13 protein-coding genes and 1 tRNA gene are annotated in these 17,000 nt (G+C 47.6%); 10 read left to right on the top strand and 4 right to left on the bottom strand.

All coding sequences use genetic code 11. The features are described 5' to 3' along the window. The first annotated feature begins 7 nt into the window (after positions 1 to 7). From menB to cbiB, 5 genes are read left to right on the top strand one after another with little or no spacing between them, the layout of a single operon-like run. The gene (gene menB, locus H8S52_RS00430) at positions 8 to 832 is read left to right on the top strand and encodes a 1,4-dihydroxy-2-naphthoyl-CoA synthase (RefSeq protein WP_016662804.1); all 825 of its coding nucleotides are present in this window, start codon (positions 8 to 10) and stop codon (positions 830 to 832) included. A gap of 8 nt (positions 833 to 840) precedes the next feature. Next, positions 841 to 1,875, top strand: coding sequence for an o-succinylbenzoate synthase (locus H8S52_RS00425; RefSeq protein ID WP_060386116.1), 1,035 nt, complete (start codon positions 841 to 843; stop codon positions 1,873 to 1,875). 9 nt (positions 1,876 to 1,884) lie between these two features. Continuing rightward, the gene (locus H8S52_RS20125) at positions 1,885 to 4,518 is read left to right on the top strand and encodes a cobyric acid synthase (RefSeq protein ID WP_186909155.1); all 2,634 of its coding nucleotides are present in this window, start codon (positions 1,885 to 1,887) and stop codon (positions 4,516 to 4,518) included. Positions 4,519 to 4,531: 13 nt separating this feature from the next. Then, positions 4,532 to 5,563 carry a threonine-phosphate decarboxylase gene (locus tag H8S52_RS00415; RefSeq protein WP_186909154.1) on the top strand — a complete coding sequence of 344 codons (1,032 nt, stop codon included), beginning with the start codon at positions 4,532 to 4,534 and terminating at the stop codon, positions 5,561 to 5,563. 38 nt (positions 5,564 to 5,601) lie between these two features. Beyond that, on the top strand, positions 5,602 to 6,576 hold the full coding sequence (cbiB, locus tag H8S52_RS00410) for an adenosylcobinamide-phosphate synthase CbiB (protein WP_186909153.1): 975 nt from the start codon (positions 5,602 to 5,604) through the stop codon (positions 6,574 to 6,576). A 3-nt stretch (positions 6,577 to 6,579) separates the two neighbouring features. Here the strand turns inward: cbiB and cobC are convergent, their stop codons facing one another. The 4 genes from cobC to cobU form a co-directional block, all read right to left on the bottom strand. Further along, positions 6,580 to 7,110, bottom strand: coding sequence for an alpha-ribazole phosphatase (cobC, locus tag H8S52_RS00405; protein WP_186909152.1), 531 nt, complete (start codon positions 7,108 to 7,110; stop codon positions 6,580 to 6,582). A gap of 19 nt (positions 7,111 to 7,129) precedes the next feature. Continuing rightward, positions 7,130 to 7,930 carry an adenosylcobinamide-GDP ribazoletransferase gene (gene cobS / locus H8S52_RS00400; RefSeq protein ID WP_181996861.1) on the bottom strand — a complete coding sequence of 267 codons (801 nt, stop codon included), beginning with the start codon at positions 7,928 to 7,930 and terminating at the stop codon, positions 7,130 to 7,132. 107 nt (positions 7,931 to 8,037) lie between these two features. Continuing rightward, entirely contained in the window at positions 8,038 to 9,075 is a 1,038-nt protein-coding gene (gene cobT, locus H8S52_RS00395; protein ID WP_186909151.1) for a nicotinate-nucleotide--dimethylbenzimidazole phosphoribosyltransferase, read from the bottom strand. Positions 9,076 to 9,112: 37 nt separating this feature from the next. Then, a complete protein-coding gene (cobU, locus tag H8S52_RS00390; RefSeq protein WP_186909150.1) occupies positions 9,113 to 9,628 on the bottom strand; it encodes a bifunctional adenosylcobinamide kinase/adenosylcobinamide-phosphate guanylyltransferase in 516 nt (171 codons plus the stop codon). A gap of 150 nt (positions 9,629 to 9,778) precedes the next feature. Here cobU and H8S52_RS00385 point away from each other — a divergent pair. The 5 genes from H8S52_RS00385 (at position 9,779) to H8S52_RS00365 (ending at position 17,000) form a co-directional block, all read left to right on the top strand. Beyond that, a tRNA-Gly gene (locus H8S52_RS00385) sits at positions 9,779 to 9,851 on the top strand. Positions 9,852 to 9,925: 74 nt separating this feature from the next. Next, entirely contained in the window at positions 9,926 to 11,419 is a 1,494-nt protein-coding gene (gene proS / locus H8S52_RS00380) for a proline--tRNA ligase (protein WP_186909149.1), read from the top strand. Positions 11,420 to 11,690: 271 nt separating this feature from the next. Beyond that, complete coding sequence (locus tag H8S52_RS00375) at positions 11,691 to 12,287, top strand: RNA polymerase sigma-70 factor (protein ID WP_370527519.1); 597 nt, start codon at positions 11,691 to 11,693, stop codon at positions 12,285 to 12,287. A gap of 67 nt (positions 12,288 to 12,354) precedes the next feature. Further along, entirely contained in the window at positions 12,355 to 13,362 is a 1,008-nt protein-coding gene (locus H8S52_RS00370; protein ID WP_186909147.1) for a FecR family protein, read from the top strand. Positions 13,363 to 13,643: 281 nt separating this feature from the next. After that, positions 13,644 to 17,000 (top strand): TonB-dependent receptor, encoded by a 3,357-nt coding sequence (locus H8S52_RS00365; protein WP_229127773.1) that lies wholly within the window; start codon positions 13,644 to 13,646, stop codon positions 16,998 to 17,000.

The raw sequence follows: 17,000 nt of genomic DNA, 5'->3' as shown, positions 1-17,000 counted from the left end.
ACAGATTATGCAGACAAAAAGAGAATGGACAACCATCCGGGAATATGAAGATATTCTTTTTGAATACTATAACGGAATTGCCCGTATCACCATCAATCGCGAACGCTACCGCAATGCGTTTACTCCGACCACTACCGCCGAAATGAGCGATGCCTTGCGCATCTGCCGTGAGGAAGCGGATATCGATGTGATTGTCATTACCGGAGCGGGCGACAAGGCTTTCTGCTCCGGAGGCGACCAGAATGTGAAAGGACGCGGCGGGTATATCGGTAAGGACGGCGTTCCCCGTTTGAGCGTATTGGACGTGCAGAAGCAAATCCGCAGCATCCCGAAACCAGTGATTGCCGCCGTAAACGGTTTTGCCATCGGTGGCGGACACGTGCTGCATGTGGTGTGCGACTTGTCCATCGCTTCCGAGAACGCTATCTTTGGTCAGACAGGTCCCCGTGTGGGAAGTTTCGATGCCGGATTCGGCGCATCTTACCTGGCTCGTGTGGTAGGTCAGAAGAAAGCGCGTGAAATCTGGTTCCTTTGCCGGAAATACAATGCGCAGGAAGCGTTGGAAATGGGATTGGTCAACAAGGTAGTGCCTTTGGAGCAACTGGAAGACGAGTATGTGCAGTGGGCGGAAGAGATGATGCAGCTCAGTCCGCTGGCTTTGCGCATGATTAAGGCGGGGCTGAATGCGGAGCTGGACGGACAGTCGGGCATTCAGGAACTGGCAGGCGACGCTACCTTGCTCTATTATCTGACGGATGAAGCCCAGGAAGGCAAGAACGCATTTCTGGAGAAACGCAAGCCTAACTTCAAGCAGTATCCCAAATTCCCCTGACACCCGTAATGGACTGCAAGATAGAGATTATCCCCCGGTTGCTGCATTTCAAGCAGCCGGCGGGGACTTCCCGCGGGGTGTATACGACCCGGAAAGTGTGGTATCTTCATCTGACCTCTCCCGACTATCCGGGCAGGACGGGAATAGGAGAGTGTGCCCCGCTGCCTGCATTGAGCTGTGACGACCTTCCCGATTACGAGGATATACTTGCCGGGGCTTGCCGCCGGCTGGAACAGTGCGGGGGAGAACTGGATGCGGATGCCTTGCGCGACTATCCGTCCATCCTGTTCGGATTGGAAACGGCGCTCCGTCATCTCCTGACGGGCAGTTGGGCATTGTACGATACGGACTTCTCGCAAGGAAAGGCGGGGATTCCGATAAACGGGCTTATCTGGATGGGCGACTTTGACACGATGCTCTCCCGGATAGAGGAGAAAATGGCAGCCGGTTTCCGTTGCATCAAACTGAAAATCGGCGCTATCGGCTTTGAGGAGGAACTGGCCTTGCTTCGCCATATCCGTGCACATTTCTCTTCCAGGGAGATAGAGTTGCGTGTGGATGCCAACGGCGCTTTCTCTCCGGCTGATGCGATGGAGAAACTGAAACGCCTGTCCGAACTGGAGCTGCACTCCATTGAACAGCCCATCCGTGCAGGGCAGTGGGAGGAAATGGCGCGTCTTGCTGCCGACTCTCCGCTGCCGATAGCCTTGGATGAAGAACTGATAGGCTGCAATACGCCGGAAGGGAAGCGGAAGCTGCTTTCGGCAATCAATCCGCAGTATATTGTTCTCAAACCTTCCCTGCACGGCGGGATATGCGGTGGCAACGAGTGGATTGCCGAAGCGGAAAAACGGCATATCGGCTGGTGGATTACTTCGGCTCTGGAGTCGAATATCGGCCTGAATGCAATAGCTCAATGGTGTGCCACCTTCGATAATCCGCTGCCTCAAGGGCTGGGTACAGGACTGCTTTTTACGGACAACGTGGAAATGCCTCTTGAGGTGAGGAAAGATTGTTTATGGTTTTGTAATGATGATATTTAAAGGTATCCGATGATATTCGACCGACAACGACAGCGTTTGCTGCTGCAAGGAAAGGAGTATACGGCCGGGGATATATCCCGGTTGGTGGCGGAGGGAGCGGAAAACTGTCCGCCCGCCTTGTGGGATTTGTATCTTTTTCTGGAGAAGTGGTTCGATGCCTCTCCGGTTATCACCGTCCATACGTCGGGCTCCACAGGCACGCCGAAAGAGCTGGTGGTGCGCAAAGACCGGATGATGCAGAGCGCCCGCCTCACTTGCGAGTTTCTGAACCTGCAAGCGGGAGATACCGCTTTGCTGTGTATGAACCTTCGTTATATAGGGGCTATGATGGTGGTGGTGCGTTCTCTGGTTGCGGGGCTGAATCTGATAGTGCGTCCTGCTTCCGGCCATCCTCTTTCGGATATAGAAGAGCCGCTGAGATTTGCGGCGATGGTTCCTTTGCAGGTTTATAACACGCTCCGTGTTCCCGAAGAAAAGGCGCGGTTGGAGCAGACGGATATTCTGATTATCGGCGGCGGAGCGGTGGACGACAGTCTGGAGGCGGAAATAAGCGTTCTTCCCACGGCGGTCTATTCTACGTACGGCATGACGGAAACGTTGTCCCATATCGCATTGCGCCGTCTGAACGGAGAGACCGCTTCCAAGCATTATTATCCTTTTCCCTCGGTCGAACTGTCCTTATCCGCTGAAAGTACGCTGGTTATTAAAGCTCCGCTGATTTGCGGGGAGGTTTTGCAGACTAATGACATTGCCTGCATCTATCCCGATGGAAGTTTTACCATTGCAGGCCGGAAAGATAACGTTATCAATAGCGGTGGAATCAAGATACAGGCGGAGGAAATGGAGGAAAGACTACGGCCGTTTATCCCTGTACCGTTTGTAGTTACTTCTGTTCCCGATCCGCGTTTGGGGCAGGCGCTTACCTTGCTGATTGCCGGACAGGTGGATGTAAGAGAATTGGAGAGTAAGTTGCAGACGGTGCTGGATGCCTATCATCGCCCCAGACATATTTTTATGACAGAATCGATACCGCAAACGGAGAACGGTAAAACAGACCGTGCCGGATGCCGTATATTAGCTCGACAAATGAAAAAACTTCATCCTTTGATGTTTGCCGGAACCGGCAGCGACGTGGGCAAGAGCATTATAGCCGCTGCCTTTTGCCGCATTTTCAGGCAGGACGGATACCGGCCTGCTCCCTTCAAAGCGCAGAATATGGCGCTTAACTCGTATGCCACTCCCGAAGGACTGGAGATAGGACGTGCACAGGCCGTGCAGGCGGAAGCCGCCGGAGTGCCGTGCCATACGGACATGAATCCGTTACTGCTGAAACCCCAGTCGGACCGGACTTCGCAAGTGGTATTGAACGGTAAGCCTATCGGCAGTCGTGGTGCATACGACTATTTCCGCAAGGAAGGACGCGAGGAGTTGCGCAGGGAAGTATGTGCGGCGTATGACCGCCTTGCGCAGAAATATAATCCCATCGTATTGGAAGGTGCGGGCAGCATCTCCGAAATCAACCTGCGCGAGGTAGACCTCGTGAATCTGCCGATGGCAATGTATGCCGGTGCGGACGTGATTCTGGTAGCGGATATAGACCGTGGCGGGGTCTTTGCCAGTGTGTACGGTTCGGTAATGCTGCTTACTCCCGAAGAACGCAAGCATGTAAAAGGTATTCTTATCAATAAATTCCGGGGAGATATACGTCTCTTCGAGTCTGGCGTCAAAATGCTGGAAGAGCTTTGCGGAATTCCGGTGGTCGGGGTGGTTCCTTATTATAAGGATATCTATATCGAGGAAGAGGATTCGCTTGCCCTTGCCACCAAATCATTGCAGGCGGAGCAGGGTAAGGTGAATATAGCTGTGGTTCTGCTGCGCCACCTCAGCAACTTCACGGATTTCAATGTGCTGGAACGCGACCCGCGCGTGCATCTTTTCTATACCAACAACACCGACGAACTGGCGAAGGCGGATATCATCATCCTGCCCGGCAGCAAGAGTACCCTTGCCGACCTCTATGAATTGCGCCGCAACGGAGTGGCGCAAGCCGTCATCCGTGCCCATCGTGAGGGAACTGCCGTGTTGGGCATCTGCGGCGGCTATCAGTTGATGGGGCAGGAAGTGCTAGACCCCGACCACGTGGAAGGGGAGATAGAACGGTTGCCCGGTCTTGGACTGCTGCCTGTAAGTACACGAATGACGGGAGAAAAGGTGACGCGGCAGGTGAACTTCCAACTTCTTGAAAGCTGCCGTGCCGCTGTTCCGCAAGGTAACTCTTCCCCCTCTATTTTCAACAACCAACCTTCAGTGCCCCATTTTCAGCTAAAAGGCTACGAGATTCACATGGGTAGTACCGTACCGGTGGAGGGAGCGTCCGCTTCTCCGCTGAACCGGTTGGAAAGCGGGCAATGTGACGGGTATATCGTGGACCGTACGTGCATGGGGACTTACATTCACGGCATTCTCGACAATCCGGAGTTTATCGACTTTCTGCTCGAACCGTTTGCCGGTAAATTGTCGGAAGCAGCGGAAACGTTCAACTACCGGCAGTTTAAGGAAGAGCAGTACGACAAACTCGCCGACCATGTGCGGCAGTATGTCAATCTGCCGCTTATTTACAAGATATTGACGGACAACAATTAAAATCGGATAGAATATGATTGACGGACACGGAGACGATTCCTATAAATACAGCCGCCCGATAACGGCAAATTTCAGTTCCAACGTGTACAACAAAGTGAATCTTTCCCGTTTGAAAGTTCATCTTTGCGAATGTATCGGGGAGATAGGCAATTACCCCGAACCCGAACCCTATACGTTGGAAGCCCGTATGGCTTCCCGCTGTCAGCTGCCGTCCGGAGCTGTTTGCGTAACGAATGGCGCAACGGAGGCCATATACCTTATTGCACAGACTTTCCGGGGTACGAATACAGCTATCCTGCAACCCACTTTCAGCGAATATGCGGATGCCTGCCGTATGCACGGACACCGGGTGAGTTCGCTTTATCAACTGCCGAAGGAGCAGGACGGGTATCGCCTGCCGGACGATGTGCGGATGCTGTGGCTCTGTAATCCCAACAATCCCACGGGAACGGTGGCCGATAAAGAATATATGCGCGGATTGATTGAACATAATCCGCAGGTTTGTTTTATTATAGACCAGTCTTATGAGTTCTTTACGCTGTGTCCGCTTTTCTCTCCGGCAGAGGCGGCGGAGTATCCGAATGTACTGCTGCTGCATTCCATGACGAAAAGGTATGCGATTCCCGGTTTGCGGCTTGGATATGTAACGGGCAGCTCCGGTTTGCTGGAGCGGCTGCGCACCAACCGTATGCCGTGGTCGGTCAACCGGCTTGCCATTGAAGCAGGACTTTTCCTGTTGGAGAACGATGTGCCCGAACCGTTGGATGTGGCTGCTTATTTGCAGGAGACGGCGCGTCTGGGCAAGGCGCTCAAAGCCGTAGGCGGATTGGACGTTTGGGATACGCAGACACATTTTATGTTGGTGCAGCTTCGCATGGGCAAGGCGTCTGCCTTGAAAGAGTATCTTGCCGGGGAGCATGGCATACTCATTCGGGATGCGTCCAACTTTGCGGGGCTGGACGAGCGCTTTTTCCGCATAGCCACACAGACACCGGAAGAGAACGACAGACTGGTGGCGGCGATAGAGGAATTTATGGCGGGGTAGAGCCGGCGTAATAGTAGAACCTGAGTGATAAACATTTTATGGAAGATATAATCATATTTTTAGGCATTGCTTTCAATCTGAACCTGCCGCTGCTTACGGCATGGCTGCTCGACCACTGGTTGGGCGATCCTGTCTGGCTGCCGCATCCTGTGGTGGCTTTCGGAAAGGCCATCTCGTTCTGTGAGCATCGTCTGAATAGGGGGAATGCCCGTTTTCTGAAAGGGGCTGTCATGTCGTTGGTACTGGTGGCAGGCGTTTATCTGCTTACATTGTTCCTGCTGCGTTGGGCAGCGCATTATTCTCCCGGTCTGCTTTTGACTTTGCAGGTGCTGCTCATCTTTTATTGCCTTGCGGGTACTACGCTGGTGCGAGAAGTCTGCGGGGTGTTTAAGGCTGTAGACCGTTCGTTGGAAGAGGGAAGGAAGCAGGTAGCCCGTATTGTGGGGCGCGACACTTCCGGACTTTCGGCACAGGAAGTACGTACGGCGGCATTAGAGACGTTGGCAGAGAACCTGAGCGACGGCGTAATCGCTCCGCTGTTCTGGTATATGTTGCTGGGTGTGCCGGGGATGCTTGCCTATAAGATGATAAATACACTCGACTCCATGATAGGGTATAGGAATGAACGCTATCGTCGGTTCGGCTGTTTCGCGGCACGTCTGGACGATGTAGCCAACTATATCCCCGCCCGTCTGACGGCTTTTCTCATGGTGGCGGTTTCCGGCAGATTCCCGTTGCTGCTTTTTGTGGGGAAATACGGCAGCAAGCATGCCAGTCCCAATTCCGGCTATCCGGAAGCGGCACTTGCCGGAATATTGGACTGCCGCTTCGGTGGTCCTCACAACTATTTTGGCGAGGAAGTGTGGAAACCTTATATCGGCGACAATGAACGGCCTTTGACAACCGAAGACATGAGGATTGCCGTGCGTATCAACCGCAGTGTGGAATGGATAATGGTAATCATTGTTGTTGCTACCGCTACCTGCATGTACGTTATTCCCTCATTCTTCTGAGTGCTAAAGGGTAATCCTGACGATACCGCCATAGGGTGTCAGTGCGCTGAATGCCTCTTCGGGTTTGATGATGCCGGCATATATCTGTGCGCAAATCAGGACGCCGCCGTGGGCAAAAACGGCCACCCGCTGGTAGGGCTTTCCTTTCAGCTCATCGAGAAAGTCGCTGACACGCCGGTACTGCATGGCGAACGACTCGCCGCCCGTAGCCGCTACATTCAAATAGTCGGCATACCACTCCTGTAGGCGCGGGTCGTCGTTGCGGTCGAAAGGTTTCATTTCCCAACTGCCGAAGTTTATTTCCATAATCCGTTTGTCACGTTCTGCATCCGGATAGCCGCAATAGGTGGCAAGGCGTACGCAACGCGTAAGCGGACTGGTATATACATGGTCGAAAGGTCGAAAGGCTTTCAGGTTCTCTTGGGTAACGGCCGCTTCCTGTTCGAATGTCGGTTTCAGGGGAACATCCGTTTGTCCGTAGCATACGCCGGACGGTACATCGACGGATGTGTGACGAATAAGTATAACTTCCATAATTTTTCAGATTAAATGTTTAGTGAAAATAAAAGGGAACCGAGACAAAGTCCGTAAGGAAATCGATTCCAAAACCTGCATAGACATATACCAATACAAGGCTGCCTATGTAGAATGCCAGTTCGCAAAGCAGGAAAGCCGCTCCGCAGCAATCACCCGTATATCCTTGCAGGCGGCGTTTCATAAGGCGGCACAGCAGTACGAATGCGAGCAGTGGGAAGAGGGTGGCAGGCCACATCTTTACCGGCAGGAGTAAGACGAAAGGAAGCAATCCGCAGATGAAGGCGGATATCAATTCCTGGCGACTCATGCGGTTGTACACGACTTTAGCCTTGCTGTCTTCTTCTTTTCGGGCGTATGGCAGGCAGTTAATGAGTTGGGATGCGCAGAACTTGCACCAGCAGTCGCCGCAGAAGACAAGGATACAAAGGAAATTCAGAGGTAGATTGCGCATCTGTAACAGCAGCAGGAAATAGAATATCAGTCCGATAACTCCGTAGCTTCCTATATGGGAATCTTTCATGATGGCAAGCGTACGCTCGCGGGTGGTGCCGCCGCCGAACCCATCCAGAAAGTCCGCTAACCCGTCTTCGTGCAGGCATCCCGTAACAAACAGGCGGGCGATGATGGCTATAATCCAGGCAAGGGATACGGGCAGTATCTGTCCGGTCAGCCAGAGAGTGCCTGCCATGATGCCGCCCGTCAGCCAGCCAGTTAGCGGCCAGTAGGGTACTACATGCTTGAAACATTCGGCGGGTACTTCCCTGATTTTCCAAAAGGGCAGTCGGGTGAAGAAGATAAATGCAGCCAGTATGTTCATTATATATAGGTATTGTCTATAAAATTAAAATATGGGTACTATCAACAAAGTTATATATGTTATCTATAAAATGGTTCTCTGCTTAAAGATGCCGTTTGAGGGGCTTCTCAAAAGTATTTGGTGATGGAAGCGTGTGCGAAGTTATCCATTTCATTAATCATGCGGACAGCCGATTCTATAATGGGATATGCACAGATAGCTCCCGTGCCTTCTCCGAGTCTTAATCCTAAGTGCAGCAACGGTTTGGCATTTAATGAATCAAGCACAAGTTTATGCCCGCATTCATCTCCGCAATGTCCGAATACGGCATAATGTAGCACTTCGGGATACAGCTTGGCGGCGGCAAGGATACAGTTTGTCATGATGAAGCCGTCTACCAGAATAATCATTTTCAGCTCGGCGGCTTGCAGCATGGCGCCTACTGCCATAACCATTTCCAAGCCGCCGAAGTAGCGGATGATGTCACGCGGCGAACCGTCTCCTTTGTAGTTGTCCAACGACTGTTTCAACACTTCGTACTTATGGCGGATGCCTGCATCGTCCAGTCCGCTTCCCGCACCGACGCATTCTTTTAGCGGAATGCCGGTGAAGCAGCTCATCCATAGGGAAGAAGAGGATGTGTTGCCTATTCCCATTTCCCCGAAACTGAGTATGTTACTGCCTTCTTCGCGGCAACGGCGCACCACTTCTGCACCCCGTTCCAGGCAAAGTTCCATTTCCGTTTCGGTCATTGCAGCTTCGTGCAGATAGTTGCGTGTGCCTTTGCGCACTTTCATATTGATGATGCCTTTTTCATAAGGCAGGTCATAATCTACTCCCGCATCCACTATCTTTAATTCAAATCCGTGCTGGCGGCATAGAAAATTGACGCCGGCACCCTCATGAAGGAAATTACTGATTTGCTGCCAGGTAATTTCTTTGGGTGAGAGGCTGACACCTTCCTCTACAATACCATGATCGGCAGCAAAGATGATATTCTGAGGGTGTTGCAGAATGGGAGTCAGGCTTTGCTGGATAAGCCCTACCTGAAGCGCAAGGCTTTCCAGCATTCCCAAAGACCCTTTCGGCTTGGTCAGGTTATTGATTTTCTCAACCAGTGCCGGTCGTATAGCTTCATCCGGTCCTATTATATCAAATGTCTTCATAATTTTATACCTTATACTTCATTCTTATATTCCGTACTTATTCACACTTAATTTTTGTTGCAATCCCCGACACCATTAAAATCACTTCATCTGCCCGTGAAGCCACATACTGGTTCATCCAGCCTTGCATATCCGTAAACTTCCGTTGTATTTCGTTTTCGGATGTGCCGCCCATACCTATCTCGTTGGTGACAAATATAAATGTGGCATCCTGTGCCGTAAAGCGGTCGAATTCGGCTTTGGCTGCGGCAAGGGAACGGTCTGTATCGGCATCCAGGTCGAAAAAGAAGTTGGTGCACCACAACGTTATGCAGTCTATCAGTACGGTGCGTCTGGATAGCGAGTGGCGGCTCAGCTCTTTATCTTCTTCTATGTTTGTCCATTCCGGTCCGCGCCTTTCCTGATGGTGTATCACCCGTTTGCGGAATTCTTCATCCCATATACGTGCCGTAGCGAGGTAGACGGGGTTGGGCGAGAGGCTGAGCGCCAACTTTTCCGCATAGGTACTTTTGCCCGAACGTGCTCCACCGGTAATAAGTATGATTCGTCTCATTGGTTTGCTTGAAGTTTTTATGAAAGCAAATGTACATGATTTCTGCGGCAGTGGCAAGAATAGAGTATTTTTTTAGCGGTTTCGTTTTTTCTTTTTTAAAAGATTTCATTACCTTTGCCGATGTTTTCAGAATAAAGGGAAACGAAACCTGCGGCAATAGCTCAGTTGGTAGAGCATCAGCTTCCCAAGCTGAGGGTCACGAGTTCGAGCCTCGCTTGCCGCTCTTTTGAGTATGAGGCAGTTGCATCACAGCGGCTGCCTTTTTTTAAATTGGTTAAATTTTAAAAACGAAATAGAATGGCAGTAGAATTGAAAGACCTTACCAAACGTAGCGAGAATTATTCTCAGTGGTACAACGAGTTGGTGGTGAAGGCCGATTTGGCAGAGCAGTCGGCTGTGCGCGGATGTATGGTAATCAAGCCTTACGGATACGCAATCTGGGAGAAGATGCAGCGTCAGTTGGACGATATGTTCAAGGAAACAGGACACGTAAACGCTTATTTCCCCTTACTTATTCCGAAATCATTCCTCAGTCGCGAAGCGGAACACGTGGAAGGCTTTGCCAAAGAGTGTGCTGTAGTGACGCACTATCGTTTGAAGAACGACCCGAATGGCGGCGGCGTAGTGGTGGACCCCGCTGCAAAACTGGAAGAGGAACTTATCATCCGCCCTACTTCGGAAACCATCATTTGGAATACCTATAAGAACTGGATTAACTCTTACCGCGACCTGCCTATCCTGTGCAACCAATGGGCAAACGTATTCCGTTGGGAAATGCGTACCCGTCTGTTCCTGCGTACCGCAGAGTTCTTGTGGCAGGAAGGCCACACGGCTCACGCCACTCGCGAAGAAGCCGAAGAGGAAGCAGTGCGTATGCTGAACGTGTACAGCGAATTTGCCGAGAAATACATGGCAGTGCCCGTTGTCAAAGGTGTGAAGTCGGCCAACGAACGCTTCGCCGGCGCTCTCAACACCTATACCATTGAAGCGATGATGCAGGATGGCAAAGCTTTGCAGAGTGGTACTTCACACTTCTTGGGACAGAACTTCGCCAAAGCTTTCGACGTGCAGTTCGTAAACAAGGAAAACAAACTGGAATACGTATGGGCCACTTCTTGGGGAGTATCTACCCGCTTGATGGGTGCGCTTATCATGACACATTCCGATGACAACGGTCTGGTGCTTCCGCCGCACTTGGCTCCGATACAGGTGGTTATCGTACCTATCTACAAGAATGCCGAAATGCTTGCTAAGATTGACGAGAAGGTGGCAGGCATCGTAGCCAAACTGAAAACGATGGGTATCTCCGTGAAGTACGACAATGCCGACAACAAACGTCCGGGCTTCAAGTTTGCCGATTACGAGGTGAAAGGTGTACCTGTCCGCCTGGTTATGGGTGGCCGCGACTTGGAGAACAATACAATGGAAGTGATGCGCCGCGATACGCTGGAGAAAGAAACCCGCTCTTGCGACGGTATCGAGGAATACGTAAAAGACCTGCTTGAGGAAATCCAGGCGAATATTTATAAGAAAGCATTGGATTATCGCAACAGCCGTATCACTACGGTGGACAGCTATGACGAGTTCAAGGAAAAGATTGAAGAAGGCGGCTTTATTTTGGCTCATTGGGACGGAACGACCGAAACCGAGGAGAAGATTAAGGAAGAGACCAAAGCCACTATCCGCTGTATTCCGTTCGATTCTTTCGTACCGGGCGACAAGGAGCCGGGCAAATGTATGGTTACGGGCAAGCCGTCTGCTTGCCGCGTGATATTTGCACGTTCCTATTAATAAGGATATTTTTCACTTTGCTGGATGAAGCTTTTTTCATAGTAATCTGTGATGAAGTTTCTTTCCTTTTCAGGAGTATTCGGCAGATGTTCTAAAAAATAAGATGGCATATGAAATGATTATAATTAGTCATTTTCATATGCCATTTTTCTTTGTGGAAAATATTCTATGTTATACGCTAATTCTTATTAGTCCTTCTGAAAAATCTTCTTAATGATTGTGTAGTTGTCTAAGTTTGACTACTTTTGCTCTCCTATAAATGGAGGCGGCTATGAAAGACATATTAATTATTGAGCATTTACGTAGGGGGGATGAAGAAGCATTTAAGTACATTTATGAACGTCATTATGTTCTGCTTTGCCGCTTTGCCAATCAGATATTGAATGATGCAGCTCTTTCGGAAGAGGTGGTGGACGATGCTATATTTTATTTATGGGAGCATCGTCGGGAGATAGAAATCACGTATTCTGTCCGTGCTTATCTGATGCGCGCTGTACGTAATCGTTGTCTGAATGAATTGCAATCCTTGCGTCATCGTAAGGAACTGCATTTCTCATCTTTTATGTTACCGGAAAATATGGATTTTCTTGATTCTGTTTTTGTGGAAGAGAATCAGCCCTTGGGTGTATTGCTCGAACGGGAGTTGGAAGATGAGTTGACCCGCAGTATAGAAGAACTGCCTGTGGAATGTCGTACCGTATTTAAGAAAAGTCGTTTTGAACAAAAAAAGTACGAAGAGATTGCTTTAGAGTTGGGAATCTCCATCAATACGGTTAAGTATCATATAAAAAATGCTTTATCTCTTCTTCAAAAGCGTTTGGACAACTATTTGCATTTATTGATTATTTATATTTTTATGGATATTTGAAAAAAATATAAAATTTCGACTACCCTCATTCTTGATTTTTTTGTCTTATATATAAAGCAACGGAATTATGCAACTGGAAGAACATACTGATATAGATTTATTGATAACTCGATATCTTTCGGGAAAAATGGATAAAGAATCTTTTGCCGAACTGAAACGTTGGAGTTTGGAGTCTGAGTCTAATCGGAAATATGTACGGAATAAGTTAGAGGTTTGGTTTTCTTCAGGAGTTGCTGATACTGCTGTGCAGTTTGATAAAGACAAGGCATTTTCTTTATTCAAGCAACGTATTGTCGGGGCTGAGAAGAAACAAAAACAGATGTTCCGCTTCTCATGGAAGACATTTATGCGGGCGGCGGCAGTTGTACTGATTCTGATGATTCCATTTGCTGCGTATTGGCAGGGAAAGCAGGCTGTAAAGCAAAGCTTTGCAGATATGGTTGTAGAGGCGCCTATGGGAGCGCATACAAAACTCTATTTACCGGATGGGACATTGGTATGGTTGAACGCAGGATCGAAAATTATATATTCGCAAGGCTTTGGAGTAGACGACCGTCGGTTGCGCTTGGAAGGAGAAGGCTATTTTGAGGTGATGAAGAACGAAGAAGTACCTTTTGAGATAGACACGAAAGAGTTGGATTTGAGAGTATTGGGTACAAAGTTCAATTTCAGGAACTATCCGGATGATGAAGAGGTGACGGTAAATCTGATGGAAGGAAAAGTTGCTTTGAGAAACGGTATCAGGGAAATGCCTGAACTTTATCTGACTCCGGACGAGAAAATGGTTCTTAATAAGGCGACCGGACAAATGGTAAAAAGCAGTACGAAAGCTGCCAAAGCCAATGTCTGGATTAACGACGAACTTTTCTTTGATGAAGAGCTGCTGGAAGATATAGCCAAGAAGCTGATGCGTAGCTATAATGTACAGGTGGAAGTTGCCGATTCTTTACGTAACAAGCGTTTTTATGGAAGCTTCGGTATTTCGGGCAATACGATTGATAAGATTCTGGATGTGATGGCTTCGACCCAGCAAATGAATTATAAATACGAAAACGGTGTATATATACTATATTAATGTTGAACTTAAAAAATAAAACATGAGAAACAGGAGTTGTATGAAATTTACTTTTTCCGGCTGACGTTGGCATTTTGCTTCCCGGACAATAGTCTGGAAGTCAGCTTTACTTGGTAATTTATTACCAAACCTTATTTCTATTCATTAATTAAAAATTCAAAAAGTTTATGGGAAACTTCAGTAAGGCTATTTTAATAGCCTCAGTAGCTCTTTGTCTTCATATTTCTGCTTTTTCTCAAGGTATATCGTTGAAAAATAGGGAAATAACTGTAAAAGAGGCAATGGAACTATTGAAAGAAAAATCTGGTTACTCGTTTGTGTTTTCATCTGCGGATGTAAATACGAATAAGCGAATTTCAATATCTACGGACAAAGCGACAATTGATGATGTCGTTAAGCAAATTCTCCAGGGACAAAATAATCTGACTTATGAAATTCAGAATAAGCGAATAATAGTAAAGAAGATACAATCGGGGGACAAGACTAAGAATAAACGAATTAAAGCCATTGGTAAGGTTGTAGATGATGCGGGGGAGCCGATCATTGGTGCAACTATAAGAGAACAAGGAACAACTAACGGAACAGTTACAGGCATTGACGGTGGTTTTTCGTTGGATGTTGCAGATAACGTAAATTTGGAAATATCCTATATTGGTTATGAGACACGTAAAATAAGGGCTCAACAGGGTAAGAAGCTGGATATAATTATGCGTGAGGATGCAAATGTATTGGATGAAATTGTTGTATTGGGTTATGGTAACATACGTCGTAGTGATGTAACGGGGTCCATTGCATCTGTTTCATCCGAGTCTATATCCAAAGTTGCTTCGGCTTCTGTGGCTGATGCTTTAGCCGGAAAGATGGCCGGTGTACAGATTACTACTGCCGATGGTGCGCTGGATGCTGAAATCAGTGTTCGCGTGCGTGGCGGTGGTTCCATAACCCAAGATAATTCACCATTATTTTTGGTAGATGGTTTTCCGGTAGATGATTTAAGCGGTATTCCGCCAACGGATATTGAATCTATTGATGTTTTGAAAGAGGCGTCAATGACAGCTATCTACGGTGCAAGAGGTGCAAACGGTGTTGTTATCGTGACTACCAAAAACCCTAAAATGGGTAAAACAACCGTACAGTTTAATAGCTATTTGCAGATGCGTACATTGGCGCGTAAAATACCGGTAATGAACAACTATGAGTTTGTAATGGCCGAATATGAATATCAGATGATTCGTAAAGGTTCGGATGAGGGTTTTATCAAAAATTTCGGTTACTATGATGATATTGATTTATACAAATACACGAACACTACTGATTGGCAGGATGAAATTCTAGGCGGTAATCCTATTTCGCAGTATTATAATATAACCGTTAATGGCGGTAATGAAAAAACCAAATTCAATTTGAGTTATACCCGCAATAAAGACGAGGGACAGTTGATTGGTTCGGGACTGACACGTAATAACATTAATCTGAAATTGAATCATCAGTTGTTCAAGAATCTGAAATTGGAAACAAATGCAACTTATCGTACGCGTACTATCGATGGTGCCGGAACTTCGGGGACAAATATTGTTACTGCGCTTCGTTTTCGTCCTACCAATGGGTTGTCGGCAGGAGTTGCCGTCGACCCTGATGATGACGAGGAAAACCTGGATGGAGATGGAAATTCCCTGAACCAGAAATATACTCCGGTGGAAGAGAATAAACAGAATTACAGAAAACGTGACGAACAGGCTCTCAGCCTGAAAGCAGCTTTGGTGTGGGATGTGATAAAAGGATTGCAATTTCGTTCCGAGTATGGAATAAGCACGACTCATGCAAATGACAATCAGTTTTACGGTCCATTGTCCAGTACGGCTTCTGCTGCCGGTATGAATAATATGCCTTCTGCTAAACGTACCAAAACCCATAAGGAATCATATCGTTTGGCAAATACGCTGACCTATCGTAACTCGTTTAATAAGTCTCACAATGTCAATGTAATGCTGGGACAGGAAATTAACCATGCGCAGAACGATAATACGTTTATGAGTGCAAAGCTCTTTCCGGTTTCTGTAATGGCAGAGGCAGCGTTGGAGAATTTTGCTTTGGGAACTCCCAATCAGAGTACCAGTTATAAAAGTGCTCCCGACAGAACCGCTTCTTTCTTCGGACGTGCATTGTATGATTACAAAAATCGTTATTATGCTACTCTGACGGTTCGTGCCGACGGGTCTACCAAGTTTGCTCCCGGTAAGCAGTGGGGATATTTTCCGGCAGGTTCCATCGCCTGGAGAATTTCCAATGAAAAGTGGATGAAGCCTATAAAGTTCATCTCTGATTTGAAGTTGAGAGCCAGCTACGGTTTGGCTGGTAATAACCGTATTGGTAATGATTTGTGGCATAATATCTATCGTGTATACAGTGGAACAAGTGCTCCCGCTTTCGGTAATGAGGAATATAATTATTATCAGTTTGCAGACCAGACTTATCTTTACGATCCAGACTTGAAGTGGGAGACGACAATAACCCGTAATATCGGTTTGGATTTCGGATTCTTTAGAAACCGTCTGAGCGGTACGGTTGATGTGTATTGGAATACAACTAAGGACTTGTTGGTTCCTTCCATCATTCCTAATTCATCTGGTTATTCCCGTCAGATGACAAATGTGGGACAGACTTCAAACAAGGGAGTTGAAATCTCTTTGGATGCAAAAATCATTCAGACAAAGGATTTCCAGCTATCGGCAAACTTCAACGTTGCGTTCAACAAGAATAAAGTAGACAAATTGGCTACCGGTGAAACCGAATGGAAAACCAAAGCCTCATTATCCAACTGGTATGGAACGTATAACTATAAAATGGAAGTAGGCAAAAGTATGGGATTGATTTACGGATTCGTCAACGACGGGTTCTATAAGGTAGATGATTTTGATTTCGATGCAACTACTAAAAAATGGACTTTGAAGCCGGGTATACCCGATAATTCATCGTTCAGTTCCGGTAACTTTGCTTTTAAACCCGGAGCTATGAAATTCAAGAAACTGTCCGATTCCGAATCAAACTTGATTACTGAAGATGATATGACGGTTATCGGTGATACCAATCCTAAAGTGACCGGCGGTTTCGGACTTTCCGGCAACTGGAAGAATCTGGACTTTACGGCATTCTTCAATTATATGTGTGATTTTGATGTGCTCAATGTGAATAAACTCTACCTGCACTCGGCTGTCCGTCGTAATTATTCCAACTTATCTACGGATATGAACCTTGCCAATCGTTTCCGTTATGTGGACGATGCCGGTGTGAATGTTTCCAGTGACCCTGTTGCCTTAGCGGCATTAAATGAGAACGCCAAAACCTATTCTTGGATGTCCGTAACTCAGGGTATAACAATGACCGATTTGGTTGAAGACGGTTCTTTCCTTCGTTTGAGTACTTTGACGGTTGGTTATACGCTTCCTAAGCATTGGTTGAGATCTTTAGGAGTTAAGAGCCTGCGTTTATATTTTTCCGGAAGCAACTTGTTTACAATAACAGGATATAGCGGTTATGATCCAGAAGTGAATATCCAAAAAGGTTTGACGCCGGGCATTGATAATAATGTAACTCCGCGTAGCCGTGTTTATACAGTCGGTGTTAATTTGAATTTTTAA

This window comes from Bacteroides sp. NSJ-48 (assembly GCF_014287405.1).
GTDB lineage: Bacteria > Bacteroidota > Bacteroidia > Bacteroidales > Bacteroidaceae > Bacteroides > Bacteroides stercoris.
Note: the sequence above shows the minus strand (reverse complement) of the source record. Positions and strands in the feature narration are given on the sequence as shown.